General features: G+C 59.2%; 19 protein-coding genes. 8 read left to right on the forward strand and 11 right to left on the reverse strand.

Annotated elements, in window-relative coordinates:
- The first annotated feature begins 85 nt into the window (after positions 1-85).
- Both J3Q04_RS04460 and J3Q04_RS04465 read left to right on the forward strand, forming a co-directional pair.
- Positions 86-568, forward strand: coding sequence for a glutathione peroxidase (locus tag J3Q04_RS04460; protein WP_434607742.1), 483 nt, complete (start codon positions 86-88; stop codon positions 566-568).
- A 188-nt stretch (positions 569-756) separates the two neighbouring features.
- A complete protein-coding gene (locus J3Q04_RS04465; protein WP_434607740.1) occupies positions 757-1,860 on the forward strand; it encodes an NADH:flavin oxidoreductase in 1,104 nt (367 codons plus the stop codon).
- 55 nt (positions 1,861-1,915) lie between these two features.
- Here J3Q04_RS04465 and J3Q04_RS04470 read toward each other — a convergent pair whose 3' ends face one another.
- Positions 1,916-3,115, reverse strand: a complete 1,200-nt coding sequence (locus J3Q04_RS04470) for a glycosyltransferase family 4 protein (RefSeq protein ID WP_434607738.1) — start codon at positions 3,113-3,115, stop codon at positions 1,916-1,918.
- 40 nt (positions 3,116-3,155) lie between these two features.
- A complete protein-coding gene (gene cysZ / locus J3Q04_RS04475) occupies positions 3,156-3,911 on the reverse strand; it encodes a sulfate transporter CysZ (RefSeq protein ID WP_434607736.1) in 756 nt (251 codons plus the stop codon).
- A 312-nt stretch (positions 3,912-4,223) separates the two neighbouring features.
- Between cysZ and trxB the strand changes: the two genes are divergently transcribed.
- The gene (gene trxB, locus J3Q04_RS04480; protein ID WP_420765497.1) at positions 4,224-5,186 is read left to right on the forward strand and encodes a thioredoxin-disulfide reductase; all 963 of its coding nucleotides are present in this window, start codon (positions 4,224-4,226) and stop codon (positions 5,184-5,186) included.
- Between the two features lie 195 nt (positions 5,187-5,381).
- Here trxB and J3Q04_RS04485 read toward each other — a convergent pair whose 3' ends face one another.
- From J3Q04_RS04485 to folM, 6 genes are all read right to left on the reverse strand, one after another.
- On the reverse strand, positions 5,382-6,632 hold the full coding sequence (locus tag J3Q04_RS04485) for a 2-aminoadipate transaminase (RefSeq protein ID WP_434607734.1): 1,251 nt from the start codon (positions 6,630-6,632) through the stop codon (positions 5,382-5,384).
- Between the two features lie 180 nt (positions 6,633-6,812).
- A complete protein-coding gene (locus tag J3Q04_RS04490; protein WP_434607732.1) occupies positions 6,813-7,151 on the reverse strand; it encodes a HopJ type III effector protein in 339 nt (112 codons plus the stop codon).
- Positions 7,144-7,440 carry a DUF1244 domain-containing protein gene (locus J3Q04_RS04495; protein ID WP_420765494.1) on the reverse strand — a complete coding sequence of 99 codons (297 nt, stop codon included), beginning with the start codon at positions 7,438-7,440 and terminating at the stop codon, positions 7,144-7,146. Before J3Q04_RS04495 ends, J3Q04_RS04490 begins: the two co-directional genes overlap by 8 nt.
- Positions 7,441-7,537: 97 nt before the next feature.
- Positions 7,538-7,918: a dihydroneopterin triphosphate 2'-epimerase gene (gene folX / locus J3Q04_RS04500; protein ID WP_420765493.1), complete on the reverse strand. Its 381-nt coding sequence runs from the start codon at positions 7,916-7,918 to the stop codon at positions 7,538-7,540.
- Entirely contained in the window at positions 7,919-8,476 is a 558-nt protein-coding gene (gene folE, locus J3Q04_RS04505) for a GTP cyclohydrolase I FolE (protein ID WP_434560605.1), read from the reverse strand. It abuts the gene before it with no gap.
- A 21-nt stretch (positions 8,477-8,497) separates the two neighbouring features.
- Entirely contained in the window at positions 8,498-9,202 is a 705-nt protein-coding gene (gene folM / locus J3Q04_RS04510) for a dihydromonapterin reductase (protein ID WP_420765491.1), read from the reverse strand.
- A 346-nt stretch (positions 9,203-9,548) separates the two neighbouring features.
- Between folM and J3Q04_RS04515 the strand changes: the two genes are divergently transcribed.
- Positions 9,549-10,508 (forward strand): MerR family transcriptional regulator, encoded by a 960-nt coding sequence (locus tag J3Q04_RS04515; RefSeq protein WP_434560603.1) that lies wholly within the window; start codon positions 9,549-9,551, stop codon positions 10,506-10,508.
- Positions 10,509-10,515: 7 nt separating this feature from the next.
- On the opposite strand, the gene J3Q04_RS04520 is transcribed toward J3Q04_RS04515, so the two are convergent.
- Both J3Q04_RS04520 and J3Q04_RS04525 read right to left on the reverse strand, forming a co-directional pair.
- Positions 10,516-11,121 (reverse strand): hypothetical protein, encoded by a 606-nt coding sequence (locus J3Q04_RS04520; RefSeq protein WP_434607729.1) that lies wholly within the window; start codon positions 11,119-11,121, stop codon positions 10,516-10,518.
- Positions 11,122-11,170: 49 nt separating this feature from the next.
- Entirely contained in the window at positions 11,171-11,644 is a 474-nt protein-coding gene (locus J3Q04_RS04525) for a PAS domain-containing protein (RefSeq protein WP_434560601.1), read from the reverse strand.
- Between the two features lie 154 nt (positions 11,645-11,798).
- Between J3Q04_RS04525 and J3Q04_RS04530 the strand changes: the two genes are divergently transcribed.
- From J3Q04_RS04530 to J3Q04_RS04545, 4 genes are all read left to right on the forward strand, one after another.
- Positions 11,799-12,257: a flavodoxin gene (locus J3Q04_RS04530; RefSeq protein ID WP_434607727.1), complete on the forward strand. Its 459-nt coding sequence runs from the start codon at positions 11,799-11,801 to the stop codon at positions 12,255-12,257.
- A 132-nt stretch (positions 12,258-12,389) separates the two neighbouring features.
- Positions 12,390-13,172: a class II aldolase/adducin family protein gene (locus J3Q04_RS04535; RefSeq protein ID WP_434607725.1), complete on the forward strand. Its 783-nt coding sequence runs from the start codon at positions 12,390-12,392 to the stop codon at positions 13,170-13,172.
- A complete protein-coding gene (locus tag J3Q04_RS04540; protein ID WP_434607723.1) occupies positions 13,172-14,074 on the forward strand; it encodes an alpha/beta fold hydrolase in 903 nt (300 codons plus the stop codon). Before J3Q04_RS04535 ends, J3Q04_RS04540 begins: the two co-directional genes overlap by 1 nt.
- A 147-nt stretch (positions 14,075-14,221) precedes the next feature.
- The gene (locus J3Q04_RS04545) at positions 14,222-15,133 is read left to right on the forward strand and encodes an SDR family oxidoreductase (protein WP_420765484.1); all 912 of its coding nucleotides are present in this window, start codon (positions 14,222-14,224) and stop codon (positions 15,131-15,133) included.
- Between the two features lie 42 nt (positions 15,134-15,175).
- Here J3Q04_RS04545 and J3Q04_RS04550 read toward each other — a convergent pair whose 3' ends face one another.
- Positions 15,176-15,940 carry an N-acetylmuramoyl-L-alanine amidase gene (locus J3Q04_RS04550; RefSeq protein WP_434560595.1) on the reverse strand — a complete coding sequence of 255 codons (765 nt, stop codon included), beginning with the start codon at positions 15,938-15,940 and terminating at the stop codon, positions 15,176-15,178.
- Between the last annotated feature and the right edge of the window lie 434 nt (positions 15,941-16,374).

The following is a 16,374-nucleotide window of genomic DNA, read 5'->3' on the forward strand; positions in this document are numbered from 1 at the left end:
GGCGCCATACGGCGCCTTTTTAGTCGCTTGCTGTTAGCATCACCCATGGCTGTATCGAAAAGATCTGCAAACCTGGAGTTTCGTCATGAGTGCTTTCCACGACCTTAAACTGACAACCCTGGATGGTCAGGAGCTTCCTCTGGCACCGTTCAAAGGGCAAGTCGTGCTGGTGGTCAACGTTGCCTCCAAATGTGGCCTGACGCCTCAATACGCGGCGCTGGAAAATCTCTACCAGCAGTACAAGGACAAGGGCTTCAGTGTGCTGGGCCTGCCCTGCAACCAGTTCGCCGGACAAGAGCCTGGAACCGAGCAGCAAATCCAGGAATTCTGCAGCCTCAACTATGGCGTGACGTTCCCGCTGTCCAGCAAGCTGGAAGTGAACGGTCACGAACGTCATCAGCTCTATCGTCTGCTGGCGGGCGAGGGCGCCGAGTTCCCTGGAGACATCACCTGGAACTTCGAAAAATTCCTGCTCGGCAAGGACGGCCGGGTGCTGGCGCGTTTCTCGCCGCGCACGCCGCCCGATGATCCTGCGGTGATCCAGGCGATCGAAAAAGCCCTGAGCTAAACCGTCAGGCGAACCTTTGTGGCGAGGGGATAAATCCCTCGCCACGTATTGCGGACCTCAAAACAAAAGCGTTCTCTCGGCTCCCTTCTGATCCTTAATCACTCCAATCAATAGTGCTACCCATCACTGCTTCGGCTCCATATTATCGTCGTCATATATGAACCGTGACCGATCCCGTGGAGTGCCCCATGCCTGTACAAGCCCTGTTCAAACCCTTTCAGCTCGGCACGTTCCAGCTGCCGACCCGGGTCGTGATGGCGCCGATGACCCGTTCCTTTTCGCCGGGCGGCGTACCGAACAGCAAGGTGATCGAGTACTACCGTCGTCGCGCGGCGGCCGGGGTTGGCCTGATCATCACCGAGGGCACGACGGTCGGTCACAAGGCGTCCAATGGCTACCCGAACGTACCGTATTTCTACGGTGACGCCGCGCTGGCGGGTTGGAAGAAAGTAGTCGATGCGGTGCACGCCGAAGGCGGCAAGATCGTTCCGCAATTGTGGCACGTAGGCAATGTCCGACGCCTCGGTACCGAGCCGGACGGCGCCGTACCAGGCTATGGCCCGACTGAAAAGCTCAAGGATGGCCAGGTCGTGGTTCACGGCATGACCCAGGCAGACATCGACGAAGTCATCGCCGCCTTCGCCCAAGCGGCAAAAGATGCCAAGGGTATCGGCATGGACGGCGTCGAGATCCACGGCGCCCACGGCTATCTGGTGGATCAGTTTTTCTGGGAAGGCAGCAACCAGCGCACGGACGGTTACGGCGGCGACCTGGCCAACCGTTCGCGCTTCGCCATCGAGCTGATCCGCGCCGTGCGCGCTGCGGTGGGCGAAGGTTTTCCGATCATTTTCCGATTTTCTCAATGGAAGCAGCAGGACTACACCGCGCGCCTGGTGCAGACGCCTGAGGCGCTGGAAGCGTTCCTCAAGCCGTTGGCCGATGCCGGCGTGGATATTTTCCATTGCTCCACGCGTCGGTTCTGGGAGCCTGAGTTCGACGGTTCGGACCTGAACCTGGCCGGCTGGACCCGCAAGCTCACCGGCAAGCCAACGATTACCGTCGGCAGCGTCGGTCTGGACGGCGAGTTCCTGCAGTTCATGGTCAATACCGACAAGGTTGCCCAACCGGCCAGCCTGGAAAACCTGCTGGAGCGCCTGAACAAGGAAGAGTTCGACCTGGTGGCGGTGGGCCGTGCTCTGCTGGTGGATCCCGACTGGGCGCAGAAAGTGCGTGACGGGCGTGAGCAGGACATCCTGCCGTTCAGTCGCGAGGCGTTGATGACCTTGGTGTAAGCGGCGTCTGCCTTCGCGAGCAGGCTCGCGATGGCTGCCTCGGCATCATCGGATATCAACGCACAATCGGCGCAGCAGGCAGGACCTGCTCGCCGACACAAGCGCTTCGCAATAACGCCTCGAACTGCTCGATCACCGCCCCCCAGCCCTGGCGGCTGGCATGCTGGCGCGCGTTGAGCCTCACGCAACGCAAGGCCTCTGGCTCTTCCAGCAGCCAACGGGCCGCGTCGCAAAATGCCTCTTCATCCCCAGGCATCGCCAATACGCCGTTATAGCCATGACGGATGTGCTGCGCCGCCGCGGCCTGGTCGTAGGCCACCACGCCCAGCCCGGATGCCAGTGCTTCCAGCACAACGTTGCCGAAGGTTTCGGTCAGGCTCGGAAAGACAAACACATCCCCGGACGCGTAATGGGCGGCCAGCGCTTCGCCACGTTGCGCCCCGCAGAATATCGCCTCGGGCAGTTGTTGCTCGAGAGCGAGCCGCTGTGGGCCGTCTCCAACGATCACCAGTTTGATTTGCCGTGTCGCAAAAGCACTGCGCAGGGTGTCGAAACTACGTTTGAGCAGCGCCAGGTTTTTCTCCGGTGCCAGGCGTCCCACATGAAGCACCGCGATAGCGTCATCATCCAGGCCCCAGCTCTTGCGCAAGGCGGCTGAGCGTTTGGCCGGATGAAACAAATGGCTATCCACGCCACGGGACAACAATGCCACGCGTTCGAAATGCCGGCGTTCCAGTTCCAGGCGCTGGCTGACGCTGGGCACCAGCGTCAGGCTTGAGCGGTTATGGAACCAGCGCAAGTAATGCGTGAGCCCACGGCTCAGCAGGCCGAGGCCGTATTGCTGGGTGTATTGCTGGAAGTTGGTATGGAAGCCACTGACCACCGAAATACCCAGGCGCCGCGCGGCACGCAACGCAGACAAGCCCAGCGGCCCTTCGGTGGCGATATACAACACGTCCGGGCGATGACGCTTCCAGCGCCGCAACAGCTTGTGCATCGAAGCCTGTCCCCACTGCAAACCCGGATACCCCGGCAATGGCCAGCCCCGGCACAGCAGCAATTGGTCGTCACTGGTCAGACCCTGGTCTCCCGCCTGGCGAGGGCGAATCAGTTCTACCCGATGCCCGCGGGCGCGCAAACCGTCATGGAGACGACCCAGGGTATTGGCTACGCCATTGATTTCCGGCGCAAAGGTTTCGGTGACGAGCGTGACGTGCAGGAGTGTGGTCATGGCCCCAGTGTCGACCGGGGCCATTTCGCCAGTGTGACGTCAGGATGACGGATTTGTGACCGGGTCAGCCCTGACGCGCCAGCGCCGTCTCGGCGCCTTGCTCCCGCACCCAGAACAACGTCGCCCCGGCCACCGCCGCCGGCATCATCAGAATGTTCACGAAGGGAATCAGCAGCACCAGGTACACGCTGCCGCCAAAACCCAGGCTCTGCCAGCGCTTTTCCCGCAGCCAGGCGAGCATTTCGTTCCAGCCCAGCTTATGGTTGTCCGCCGGGTAGTCGATGTACTGGATGGCCATCATCCAGATCCCGAACAGCAACCACAGTGGCGCGGCCACCAGATTGACCACCGGGATGAACGAAAGCACGAACAGCCCCAGGGCCCGGGGCAGAAAATAACCGAGCTTGCGCGCCTCTCGAGCCAGGGTGCGCGGGACCATGGCGACCAACTCGCCCCAACTGAACGCTGGGAAATCATCCGTGCCGCGTACTACCACTTCGACCTTCTCGGCGAGAAAACCGTTGAAAGGCGCCGCGATGATGTTGGCAAGCATCGTGAAAGTGAAAAATACCATCAGCACCACAAGGACGACGAACAGAGGCCACAGGACATAGCTCAGGAAACTCAGCCAATCCGGCAGCGACGGCATCAGCGTGTCGACCCACAAGCTGAACTGGTGGCCGGCGAGGTAGATCAGCCCGACGAACAGCACCAGGTTGACAGCCAGCGGCAGCAGAACAAAAAGGCGCAGGCTGGGGCTCAGGACCAATTTGAGCCCTTCGCGCAAATATTGCGGGCCGGACAGGACGGGGGCGGGCATAGGTGGCTCCAAGGGTAGTGGACGCGCCTGACCTTACCGACTTTGCCTTGTGCGGGAAAGTCGCGACACGGCGTGTAACAAAGGTTTAGCGCAGGTTTGTCGCTATCGGCGGCGTCGCGGCGGATAGAGCTCACCTATGAGCTGGATTGTTAAACCGTATTTCCTTAATCTTCGGTCCCTCGATACGCTGCACCCATTCTTTTTACAGGACTGTCGAACCCAAGCCTTCCCCAAGTGCATCAACAGTCTTTTTTTATTCCCGCCGCTCAGCCGGCGTTCCGGGCCGCAGGGTCCGGTCAACAGGAGCAGGTCATGTCTGAAGTCCGTCATTCGCGTGTGATTATTCTCGGTTCCGGCCCTGCCGGTTACAGCGCCGCGGTTTATGCGGCACGTGCCAACCTCAAGCCGTTGTTGATCACCGGCATGCAAGCCGGCGGTCAATTGACCACCACCACCGAAGTCGACAACTGGCCAGGCGACGTCCACGGCCTGACCGGCCCGGCCTTGATGGAGCGCATGAAAGAACACGCCGAGCGCTTCGAGACCGAGATCGTCTTCGACCACATCAATGCCGTGGATTTCGCCGCCAAGCCATACACCTTGACCGGCGACAGCGCGACCTACACTTGCGACGCCCTGATCATCGCCACCGGCGCCAGCGCTCGATACCTGGGCCTGCCGTCGGAAGAAACGTTCATGGGCAAAGGCGTTTCGGCCTGCGCTACCTGCGACGGTTTCTTCTACCGCAACAAACCCGTGGCGGTGGTCGGCGGCGGCAACACCGCGGTCGAGGAAGCGCTGTACCTGGCCAACATCGCCAGCACGGTCACCCTGGTTCACCGTCGCGAAACCTTCCGTGCCGAGAAGATTTTGATCGACAAGCTCAACGCCCGCGTCGCCGAAGGCAAGATCATCCTCAAGCTCAACGCGACCCTGGACGAAGTGTTGGGTGACAACATGGGCGTGACCGGCGCGCGCTTGAAGAACAACGATGGCAGCTTCGAAGAAATCAAGGTTGACGGCGTATTCATCGCCATCGGCCACACGCCGAATACTTCGTTGTTCGAAGGCCAGCTGGAGCTCAAGGACGGCTACCTGGTCGTCAAGGGTGGCCGCGACGGCAACGCTACCGCCACCAGCGTCGAAGGTATCTTCGCCGCCGGCGACGTGGCCGACCACGTCTACCGCCAGGCCATCACCTCGGCTGGCGCAGGTTGCATGGCGGCCCTGGACACCGAACGTTACCTGGACGGCCTGCAGAACGTTTCGTTCTGATTCATCGGGCATTAAAAAAACCGGCTTCGGCCGGTTTTTTTGTGCTTGGTGTTTAACACAACTTCATGGGCGGTTTCTGTGGAAGCGAGCTTGCTCGCGATGGCGTCAGACCAGTCAATGCCGGTGTTGACTGATATACCGCGATCGCGAGCAGGCTCGCTCCCACAAGGTTATGTGTGGTCAGGAAAACCTTGATCAGGCCAGTTCCCCCAGGCACGCCTCCAGGATGTCCAAGCCCTCTTCCAGCACCGCCGCTTCGGTCGTCAACGGCGCCAGCAGCCGGATGATGTGCCGCGATTTACCACTGGGCATCAGCAGCAGGCCCGACTCACGTGCCAGGGCCAGCAGTTGTGTCAGTTGTGCCGGGGCCGGGGTGCCATCGGCGTGGGCCAGTTCGATCCCGCGCATGGCGCCGACGCCGGTCAGGCGGCCCAGGTACGGCGACAGCCCACGGCGGCGCCACGACTCGTAGCGGCTGACGATCGCTTCTTCCTGTTGTGCGCCCCACGCGTGGAGATTGGCGTCAGTCATTTCATCCAGCGTTGCCAGCGCGGCGGCGCAGGCGATGGGGTTGCCAGAATAGGTGCCACCGAGCCCACCCTTTGGCAGGTTATCCATCAGCGACTTGCGCCCTACCACCGCCCCCAGAGGGACACCGCCAGCGATGCTTTTGCCCAGCAGGATCAGGTCCGGGTCGATCCCCAGTCGCGAGAACGCGAAGCGCTGGCCGGTGCGGCCGAAACCGGACTGGATCTCATCGACGATCAGCACGATGCCCTTGTCGTCGCAGAACTGCCGCAACGCCTGGCCGAACGCCACGTCCATCGCCAGGAAACCGGCTTCGCCCTGCACCGGCTCGACGATGAAACAGGCCACGTCGTTTACATCGATCTCGACGCTGAACAGCCTGTCCATGGCTTTCAGCGCTTCGGCGCACGTCACGCCATTGTCGTGGCTGGGGTAGGGCAGGTGATAGACCGGTCCGGGCAGTACGCCGACTTTCTGTTTGTACGGCGCGACCTTGCCGTTGAGATTGAGGGTGGCGAGGGTTCGCCCATGGAAGCCGCCGTCGAAAGCAATCACGGCAGTGCGTCCCGTGGCGCCGCGCACGATCTTCAAGGCATTTTCAGCCGCTTCGGCGCCGCTGTTGGTCAGCATGCCGCTCACCGGATAACCGACCGGGATGAATGCGGCCAGGCGCTCCATCAATTGGAGGTAAGGCGCGTGGGGCACGGCATTGAAGGCGTAGTGCGTCAGGCGGGTGGCTTGCTCGCGGATCGCCTCGACGATGCGAGGATGACAATGGCCCAGATTCAACACGCCAATGCCACCCACGAAATCAATATAGCGCTTGGCGTCGCAATCCCAGACCTCGGCATTTTTCCCGTGGCTGAGACTGACGGGGTGAACGAAGGAAATCGATTGGCTGATGCTGTCGCGGCTCATGGATGACGGCTCGGAAGAAGAAAGGATTTGCCTTATCTAAGCCGCGAGAAGCAGTGCCCGGCAAACGAAATAAAGTCGCCGGGTCAATCATAAAAGTCGGGATGTGGTGAGGTGCCATTTAACTTGAGACGTATTCCCCGTAGCGAGGGAACAAGCTCCCTCGCTACGACAGCGGGTGAATCAGCGGCGTTGCAATGGCTGGGCTTCGAACTTCACCCCCGCCAACCCGTGGGCTATCAGCGCGCGGATATTGCCGTGGTCGCTGTCTTCGGGCGTGTTCAGTACCGAACGGTAGTGCTCGCCGAATGCCAGGAGCGCCTCTTTGTCGCTCAAGCCTTCAAGCAGTGCCAGGCCCAACGTCTTGCAGGAGCCTTCGTTCTGCCCGGCCGCGTTCTTCACGCCACCGTTGTCGAAGGCCTGGGGCTGGTAGTCGTAGCCTTCGGCAATGAACGCCAGGGTGTCGGCAAAGACATGCTCACCGCTCTCGAGGCTGGCGCGGAAAGTGTTCAGGTCAAGCATCGGGGTTTCCTTTGGCAAACGCCGCTTGCTGCTCGGCATTGGCTTCTTTCTGGTATTGGGCTTTCCATTCGGCATAGGGCATGCCGTAGACAACTTCGCGCGCATCATCGAGGCTGACCTCGACCTGACGCTCATCGGCGGCGGCCTTGTACCACTTGGACAGGCAGTTGCGGCAGAAACCGGCGAGGTTCATCAGGTCGATGTTCTGCACATCCTTGCGGCTGTCGAGGTGGGCAACCAGCCGGCGGAAAGCGGCGGCTTCAAGTTCGAGGCGTTGTTGGTCGTTCATGAGGGTCTCTGCGAGACAGCTTCAAGCGGCGAGCTTCAAGCTGCTAGTTGGTTTGCGGCGTTCAGGCTTGAAGGTTACAGCTTGAGACTGTTGGCGGCTACGGAGTAGCCCTGCTTGCTGCGAGCGTGATCGATACGGACTCGGCGAAGCGCAACGCGTGTGGCTTGTCGACTTCGACCTCGGCGTACAGCACCGACTCGTTCGCCATGACCAGGTCCAGCAACTCCTGGGTGAGGCGTTCGAGCAGGGCGAAGCGATTGCCTTCCACATGGGCAATGACTGCCTTGGTAATGGTGCGGTAGTTCAGGGCGTGGTCGATGTCGTTGTCGCGCACGGCCTCTTGAGCCGCGTAGAGAATGGTCAGGTTGATCAGCACATCCTGCTTGTTGAGGATTTCATCCTCATTGATGCCGATGAACGTACGCAGGCGCAGGTCCTTGACCTTGATACGCGCCATGGCGGGTTGAAGTTGAGGCATTTATTGGCTCCGTCGAATCAATTGCAGAAACTCCTGACGCGTGGTGCTGGATTCGCGAAAGGCACCGAGCATCACCGAGGTGTTCATGGTCGAGTTCTGTTTTTCCACACCGCGCATCATCATGCACATGTGTTGGGCTTCGATCACCACCGCAACGCCCGCAGCCTGGGTGACCTCCTGCACGGCGTCGGCAATTTGCCGGGTGAGATTCTCCTGGATTTGCAGGCGGCGGGCGAACATGTCCACCAGCCGGGCGACCTTCGACAGCCCCAGGACCTTGCCCGTTGGAATATAAGCCACATGGGCCTTGCCGATGAAGGGCAGCAGGTGATGTTCGCACAGTGAATAAAGCTCGATGTCGGCGACGATCACCATTTCATCGCTGTCGGAAGCAAACAGAGCGCCGTTGACGATCTGCTCGACGCTTTGCTCGTAGCCATGACACAGGTACTGCATGGCCTTGGCCGCGCGCACCGGAGTATCCAGCAGGCCTTCGCGCTCCGGGTCTTCGCCCAGGCCGATCAGGATCTCACGGTAATGCTGGGGCGAAAGCGCCATGGATACTTCCTCGAACCGTGACTATTTGATGTGCCGCCCGCCATTTACCGTCAGGGTCGTGCCGGTGACATATGAGTTATCCAGCAGATAACGCAAACTCTGGTACATGACTTCGCTGCCGGGCTCGATACCCAGCGCGGACTTGGCCAGGGCCTTGGCACGATAGGTTGGGTCGTCGCCGGGATTGAACAGTAGCAGGGCCGGGGCGATACCGTTGACTTTGATGGCCGGTGCATACTTCGCCGCAAATGACAGTGTCAGACTTTCGAGGCCGGCCTTGGTGGCGCAATAGGCGATGTGCTTGCTGCTGCCTTTGCGTGTCACGTCATCGCTGATGTGCACGATATCCGCTGGGACCGAACGACGCAGAAGCTCGGCGCAATGCAGGTTGATCAAGTAAGGCGCGAGCATATGGACGCCAAACATGGCGTTGAACGCGGTGGCTTCGCTATCCGGCGTCTCTGCCAGCCAGGCCGAGGCGTTGTGCACGATGGCTCGCAACTGGTCGGTGTGCTGCTTGAGCAGATCGATGAACGCCAGGATTCCCGGTTCGCTGGCAAGATCGGCAAACAGCACCGTGGCCCCCAGGTCCCGCAGCGTCTGCACGCCCGGGCGTTCGGTGCGGTAAGTGGCTATGACCGGCTGCCCGTCCTCCAATAAACGTCGGGCGCAGTGCAGGCCGACGCGTTGGGCTGCGCCGGTGATCAGGATCGGGGCGGTGGACATGGGACGGTTCGGCTCGGTTCGCGGCACAAGCAAAAACTATAACAGCGACGGCCGGCGCCTCCTATGCGTAAAGACGAATCCAGCGCTGGGGCGCTGTCAGGGGGTTAACGATTTCGAGACCGGTTCCCTTGACCGGGGACCCAGACATTTTGTTTCGCTTTGTAACGATGGCTATGGGAAAAACGCCCCGTGGGCGTTGGGCTGCGCCTGGTAGCAGGGTGCGCGAGCATTGTTCCTTTCGAGCAATAAACAACGAATCCGCAGGGCGGACGTGTTTGTCCTTGTCAGCCCATGGCACGAAAGGGGTAAACTGGGATCCAATTTTCCAGCTGGGAAATCCAGGCAAATGAGCGCGATAGTCGAGGAAAACCACCCTTCTCAGGCATCTGTCGCTTCGACCCGCGAGGATTTGCTTCCGATTCGGGAAGTCGCCCGGTTGACGGGGGTCAACCCGGTGACCTTGCGTGCATGGGAGCGTCGCTACGGCCTGATCCAGCCCACACGCACCGAAAGCGGGCATCGCTTGTATTCTTTGATCGATATCGAAAAGGTGCGGAGCATTCTCGCCTGGATCGAGCGCGGGGTCGCCGTGAGCAAGGTGGGTAAGATCCTTGCGAAAACCGAATCGGTACGGCCAGTCTCCAAGTTTATTTCACCCGATCTGGTTCGTGCCGATTACAGCGATTGGCAGCAGCAGGTGTCGGATGCGGTCGGCAATTTTGACGACATTGAACTGGATCGTGTCTACGGAAAGATTTTCTCGAGTTACGCCGAGCCCGTGGTATTCCAGGACATTCTGATGCCGCTCTGGCGAGACCTGCTGCATCGCCAGCATGAGTTCGGGCATACCAGCGAATGGCTGTTCTTCGACGGTTTCTTGCGTTCGCGGGTCATGCACCGTCTCTTGCTCAAGCGTGAGGCAACCTCGCGGCGAGTGCTGGTCAGTGCCGTTGCTGGTCAATGCCGGGAGTTGGAGTTGCTGGTAACAGCGCTGTTCGTTTCCAAGGCAGAGGTGGGCGTGCGGGTCATGCCCGTCGGGCAGCCCTTTGATGAACTGACGCTGGTTTGCCAGAAGATCCGGCCGTTGGCGTTGGTGCTGGTCTCCAATCATGCACCGGCCGCCGAATTGCCCAGGCGGCTGACCAAATTGGCGATGGGCCTGGATTGTCCCCTGTTGCTGGCCGGCGAAGCATCCGACCTGGCACAGGAAAGCCTGGCGGGATCGCCGATCGCTTGTCTGGGAAATGAGGGTTCGGTGATGGGGCAGCGCTTGCATCAGTTCCTGGCGGGTAACCTGGATACGTGAACCGCGTTTAGAAGTGCATCGCCGGATGGGTCAGGCGGTGCTGTTGCAGGATGTATTGGCGCAGGCGCTCGGTTTCGTCCTGGTCATGCTGGGCCAGGTGATAGGCATACATGCCTTGCTCTGTTTCCCGTTCGAAAGTCCCGCGAAGAGAAATCCTTTCATAGCCAGACGGGCTGAACCACAGGGCGAATTGCTTGGACGGCTTGGTGCGATTGCGTATTTCCAGCAATACGCCTTTGCAAGAGACCTCGTGCACCCATAAGGGCCCTGGCTGGCCCTTGGCGTTCTCCAGGGCGACCGGTTCATCGAGCGTCAAGCGCCACGGGCGCACCTTCGGCCCCTCTTCATAGATGCTCGGCACACCCAGGCGAAGGTGCATCGCGTGGAATTCATCTTCGACGAGTTGTAACGGAAAGGTCATCTGTTGATTTTCGAAATTGGCCTGCAGCGTGACCTGTTCGTTCGCCGCCAGGCGTGTCAGCAGATCACGGATCTGCGACCCACCGTTTACCAGCAAGCTCGACGTGACATCCCGCTCGTTCAACTGCGGGTTGTGCTGCATGGTCCGGATGAAATCCAGCTCATCCTGGGTGAGAAGGGCGTCGCGCTGCATAAGGTGCTCGAAAAAAATTACTTTCACCGGTGATTGTAGTGACTGACCGCTAGTTCGCGGTTTTGTTTTCGCCATTCGTCGCATGGAGGCGCGCGACGGTTTCCCGGGCTTCAGCCAACTCCGCTTCCAGTTGGGTAATGCGCTGTTGAGCCTTCACTTGGGCCGTTACGTCTTTTTGCACACCGACGAAATAGGTGTGGCCGTCAGCCTCGTTTTTCACCGTGGACAGCGACAACTCGTTCCAGAACGGTGTGCCGTCCTTACGGTAGTTGCGCAGGATCTGCCGGCAGGAGCCGCCTTGCTTCAACGTCGTGCGAATGAATTCGAGGGAAGGCTGGTCGCGATCACCCGACTGCAAAAAACGGCAGTCCTGGTAGAGGATTTCGTCACTGCTATAGCCAGTCAGCCGCTCGAATGCAGGGTTCACGTAGATCAGTATGTTGTCTTCGCCTTCCTTCTCGGCGATGACGATCCCGTCGTTCGAAGCGTTGATCACCAATTGCATCAGATGAGCGTTGATCATGAAACCTTCCCTGTTGAGCAGCCGAATAAACGCTTTATAAAAAAGAACGTCGAGCGATGTCTATTTGCCATTATCTGGTGTTGAGAGTCAATCGCAGCTTTTACCCGCAGCCTGTTACTATTCCGGTCTTCTATTCAGCTTCAGGATCAGATTGATGAAAGTCGCGATTCTTTCCGGCTCCGTATACGGCACGGCCGAAGAAGTTGCCCGCCACGCCGAAACAATGTTGCGTGATGCCGATTTCGAAACCTTCCTTAATCCGCGGGCAACCTTGGCGGATATCCTGTCCTTCGGACCACAAGCGTTGCTGGCCGTAACGTCGACAACGGGCATGGGTGAGCTGCCGGACAACCTGATGCCGCTGTACTCAATGATTCGCGACCAGCTGCCCGCATCGTTCCGCGGCTTGCCTGGCGCTGTCATCGGCCTGGGTGATGCCAGTTATGGCGACACGTTCTGCGGCGGCGGCGAGCAGATGTTTGAATTGTTCGCCGAGCTGGGCGTGCAGCAAGTACTGCCTATGTTGCGCTTGGATGCCAGTGAAAGCGTTACGCCTGAGTCGGATGCCGAACCCTGGCTGAAGGAGTTGATCGGCAAATTGAAGCCGGCCTGATGTGACCCGCTCGGCCAGTAAGCTGGCTGCCAATGCAACTACCGCCCTCGCTGGAGCTGACTAGACTGGTTTTTTTGTTCACGAAGAAGTGGACGTTTTCTTATAACAAGAAGCCAGAGAGAGGTCATAGCCGTGAGCGTAGCGTCCCTTCAATCGGCAGCCAGCATCAAGGATCAGGTCAGTGCAGCCGAATGGCAAACCCGAGTCGATCTTGCGGCCTGTTATCGGCTGATCGCGCTGCATGGCTGGGACGACCTGATCTTCACCCATGTCTCTGCGAAGGTGCCTGGCACGGAAGAGTTTCTGATCAATCCGTACGGCTTGATGTTCCAGGAAATCACCGCCTCGAACCTGGTCAAGATCGATCAGGCTGGCAACAAGCTAATGGACAGCCCCTACGAGATCAACCCCGCGGGCTATACCATCCACAGCGCGATTCACGAGGTGCGGCACGACGTGGCGTGTGTGCTGCACACCCACACCGCCGCCGGCGTCGCGGTGTCGGCGCAGAAGCAAGGAGTGCTCCCGATCAGCCAGCAGTCGTTGTTCGTACTGTCGAGCCTGGCGTACCACCCTTATGAAGGGGTGGCTTTGAATCCTGAGGAAAAAGTCCGCCTGCAAGCTGACCTCGGTGAGAACAATTTCCTGATGTTGCACAACCATGGCCTGCTGACCTGCGGCGGGACGATTGCCGATACGTTCCTGATGATGTTCATTTTCCAGCGAGCCTGCGAAATCCAGGTCCTTGCCCAGACCGGCGGCGCCGAGCTGATTGCCATCGAGCCGCAGGTGCTGGCCGGTGCCCGTGCGATGGTGGCCGGCGTGACCAAGAGCGCCCAGGGCATGGGAGGCGCGTTGGCCTGGCCGGCGCTCCTGCGCAAACTCGACCTGCAAGATCCGAGTTATAAGAGCTGATGCCCATGGTCCAGATCCCCTTGCGTATCTGGCGCCAGCGCGGCCAGACGTTCATGTTTCGTGGCCACGCTATCCGTTACTGGACTGCGGGGCACGGCGAGCCATTGCTGCTTATCCACGGGTTCCCTACCGCAAGCTGGGATTGGCACTACCTTTGGCAGCCGCTGGCACAACGTTATCGGGTGATTGCCTGCGACATGCTCGGTTTTGGTGACTCCGCCAAGCCGGTGGACCATGTCTACAGCCTGCTCGAACAGGCCGATCTGCAACAGGCATTGCTGGCCCACCTGAATGTGACGCAAGCGATCCATATACTGGCCCATGACTACGGCGACAGTGTGGCGCAGGAGCTCATCGCCCGGCATGGCGAGGCACGCGCCAATGTCGCCAGTTGCACCTTTCTCAATGGCGGTTTATTCCCGGAAACCCATCGTCCGGTGCTGATGCAAAAACTGTTGCTCAGCCCTCTGGGTTGGCTGATCGGCCGGGCGTTTTCCAGGGATGGCCTGGTCAAGAGTTTCCGACGGATCTTCGGCCCTTGGACTGCTCCCACCGAGAGTGAACTGGATGATTACTGGAGCCTGGTCGAAACCCATCGCGGGCCACGGATCATGCACAAACTCATTGCCTATATCCCGGAGCGGCGCGTGCAGCGTGATCGCTGGGTCAAGGCGATGCAGCGCGGCGAGGTGCCCATGCGGGTGATCGATGGGGCGTTCGATCCCATTTCCGGCGCGCATATGGTGGCGCGCTACCAAGCCCTGGTTCCCAACCCCGACACAGTGTTGTTGCCCGATATTGGTCACTACCCCCACACCGAGGCGCCTGTACAGGTGCTCAAGCATTACCTCGCGTTTCGTGAAGCCATCGCTGCGCCTTCCCGGCAACTGGCGTGTTCCTGACGCTTGCCTCAGGGCGACGTAGCGCAACCGGGGCATCATCCCTGCACCTTATCGGCTGCTATTCACTTTCTCCCTTGTTGATTGTGACTGGTCGGCTTGTACAGGAGACTCGTGGCAATGTCCTATCGGCCTGTTGGAGTTCTGCCCATGAATGATTCTGTGCGCTTCGAAGATAAAGTCGTGATCGTCACCGGAGCCGGTGGCGGCCTGGGTCGCGCCCATGCGCTGTTGTTCGCCAGGCATGGCGCAAAAGTGCTGGTCAACGATCTTGGCGGTTCGGCGCAGGGGGAGGGAGCCAACGCTTCGGCGGCGGATCGGGTGGTCAGTGAAATTCGCGAAGCCGGCGGCGTTGCCGAAGCCAATCACGATTCGGTTACCGATGGCGACAAGCTAGTACAGAATGCCCTCGACGTGTTCGGCAGGGTTGATGTTGTCGTCAACAACGCCGGTATCCTGCGAGACAAGACTTTTCACAAAATGGACGATGCCGATTGGGACCTGGTGTATCGCGTTCATGTCGAAGGCGCTTACAAAGTTACTCGTGCGGCCTGGCCGCATTTGCGCGAGCAGAATTATGGCCGGGTAATCTTCACGGCTTCCACGTCCGGCATCTACGGCAACTTTGGCCAGTCCAATTACGGCATGGCCAAGCTTGGTCTCTATGGCCTGACTCGCACCCTGGCCATCGAAGGTCGCAAGAACAATATCCTGGTCAATGCCATCGCTCCCACCGGCGGCACCCGCATGACCGAAGGCCTGATCCCGCCGCAAGTGTTCGAGCAACTCAAGCCTGAACTGGTCAGCCCACTGGTGGTGTACCTGGCCAGTGAAGCCTGCCAGGAAACCTCCGGATTGTTCGAAGTGGGCGGCGGCTGGATGGGCAAGGTGCGCTGGGAGCGCAGCCTCGGCGCGGGGTTCGACCCGCGCGAAGGTTTCTCGCCGCAAGACGTCGCCGCCCACTGGCAGCAGATCTGTGACTTCCAGGATGCTGTTCACCCGAATGACAACCTCGAAGCCTTGAAAGAGATGATGGCTAACCTGCAGCGTTACGCCGTTTAAACCCATCGCCCGGACCGGTTGCCGTCAGCAGCGGTGACCGATTCAGGGGAAGTATTTCTTCACCAGGGCAGCCAGATTCGCGGCGGTCTCGATGTCCATCACACCGTCATACTTGGCCGGGCGGAAGTGCAGTTGGAAGGCGCGTACGAGTCGTTGAAAGCCTACGGTTGTGGTGGCCGCCGACGTGTCATAGCCATACCTCCTGAATAATCCCAGCAATTGTTCGCGAAGCGGGATTCCCTGGGTTTGGTATGCCTGCATGTAAGTTTTCTGGGTGCAATCGTCAAACCAAGCCCCAATTCCCTTGAGATACAGCGCGCGCCAAGGAAACATCGGGCCCGGGTCGCTTTTTCGCCCCGCAGCGATGTCCGAATGCGCCACCACGTTGACCGGGCTGATGTCCGGATATCGCTTGAGAATGTCGGATGCCAAATACTCGATGGCCTCGATTTGCTGGGCCTTATAGGGCGGAAAGGTAAATTGGCCTTGGTTGTCGGTGGCCAGGTTGACAATTTCAACGCCAATCGAAGTGTCATTCAAATTGCTGCGGTTGCCCCAACTGCTCACACCGGCATGCCAGGCCCGCTGGTTTTCGTCTACAAGGTTGAAGATCTGTGGCTCTTTAAAGCCAGCCTTCAAGTAAGTGGGGTCGGCAAAGTCGGGGATAAGGTAATGAGCACTGACCGAAGGACCGGTCAGTGCGGTGATGGAAGAGGCGAAGTTGCCGGCTGTGTAATGGAAGACCAGAAAGCGAATGCGGCTATTAAAACCTTTTCTAGAGCGATAACTTGTATTGTTTATCTGCATATCAATAATCCACTGATGAAAATCGAAGCGAAGTGCTGCGATTGACTTCAGCGTAACAGTGAAATTTTTATGTGCGCGTAGTTGGGTTCTCGGTTTGTTGTAGGAACTGGCGCTAGGTGGTTGAGGATTTTTTAATGGCAGTGAGGGTTAGATAGATAGGAAGAGTTTGAATGGCCGAAATAGCTATTCCTGGCGTCCCGTCGCGAAAATAGATAATGGTTAATTAAATAAACTCGGCAGCTGAGGGATTACCTAGGTGTTGTAGGAATCGAGAAGTTTTTATCGAGAAAAATAACCTACAAATAAAAAAGGCCGCTGCAAAAGCAGCGGCCTAAGCATGACGTTGGAAAGGAGCTACAAATCAACGTCAGTTGTACACGGGGACGATGGATTGATGCGCAATCCATCCGAATGACGGTGCGTCAGGCGCGGGG

The sequence above is a fragment of the Pseudomonas sp. D4-21 genome, assembly GCF_051132125.1.
In the GTDB taxonomy this organism is placed as follows: Bacteria; Pseudomonadota; Gammaproteobacteria; order Pseudomonadales; family Pseudomonadaceae; genus Aquipseudomonas.

Coding starts and splice junctions, on each gene's coding strand:
- J3Q04_RS04465 (WP_434607740.1), top strand. CDS start 757: ATGCCTGTACAAGCCCTGTTCAAACCCTTTCAGCTCGGCACGTTCCAG.
- J3Q04_RS04490 (WP_434607732.1), bottom strand. CDS start 7,151: ATGCTTGACCTGAACACTTTCCGCGCCAGCCTCGAGAGCGGTGAGCAT.
- J3Q04_RS04520 (WP_434607729.1), bottom strand. CDS start 11,121: ATGCAGCGCGACGCCCTTCTCACCCAGGATGAGCTGGATTTCATCCGG.
- trxB (WP_420765497.1), top strand. CDS start 4,224: ATGTCTGAAGTCCGTCATTCGCGTGTGATTATTCTCGGTTCCGGCCCT.
- J3Q04_RS04485 (WP_434607734.1), bottom strand. CDS start 6,632: ATGAGCCGCGACAGCATCAGCCAATCGATTTCCTTCGTTCACCCCGTC.
- J3Q04_RS04470 (WP_434607738.1), bottom strand. CDS start 3,115: ATGGCCCCGGTCGACACTGGGGCCATGACCACACTCCTGCACGTCACG.
- J3Q04_RS04515 (WP_434560603.1), top strand. CDS start 9,549: ATGAGCGCGATAGTCGAGGAAAACCACCCTTCTCAGGCATCTGTCGCT.
- J3Q04_RS04530 (WP_434607727.1), top strand. CDS start 11,799: ATGAAAGTCGCGATTCTTTCCGGCTCCGTATACGGCACGGCCGAAGAA.
- J3Q04_RS04540 (WP_434607723.1), top strand. CDS start 13,172: ATGCCCATGGTCCAGATCCCCTTGCGTATCTGGCGCCAGCGCGGCCAG.
- folE (WP_434560605.1), bottom strand. CDS start 8,476: ATGGCGCTTTCGCCCCAGCATTACCGTGAGATCCTGATCGGCCTGGGC.
- folM (WP_420765491.1), bottom strand. CDS start 9,202: ATGTCCACCGCCCCGATCCTGATCACCGGCGCAGCCCAACGCGTCGGC.
- J3Q04_RS04550 (WP_434560595.1), bottom strand. CDS start 15,940: ATGCAGATAAACAATACAAGTTATCGCTCTAGAAAAGGTTTTAATAGC.
- J3Q04_RS04460 (WP_434607742.1), top strand. CDS start 86: ATGAGTGCTTTCCACGACCTTAAACTGACAACCCTGGATGGTCAGGAG.
- J3Q04_RS04525 (WP_434560601.1), bottom strand. CDS start 11,644: ATGATCAACGCTCATCTGATGCAATTGGTGATCAACGCTTCGAACGAC.
- folX (WP_420765493.1), bottom strand. CDS start 7,918: ATGCCTCAACTTCAACCCGCCATGGCGCGTATCAAGGTCAAGGACCTG.
- J3Q04_RS04545 (WP_420765484.1), top strand. CDS start 14,222: ATGAATGATTCTGTGCGCTTCGAAGATAAAGTCGTGATCGTCACCGGA.
- cysZ (WP_434607736.1), bottom strand. CDS start 3,911: ATGCCCGCCCCCGTCCTGTCCGGCCCGCAATATTTGCGCGAAGGGCTC.
- J3Q04_RS04495 (WP_420765494.1), bottom strand. CDS start 7,440: ATGAACGACCAACAACGCCTCGAACTTGAAGCCGCCGCTTTCCGCCGG.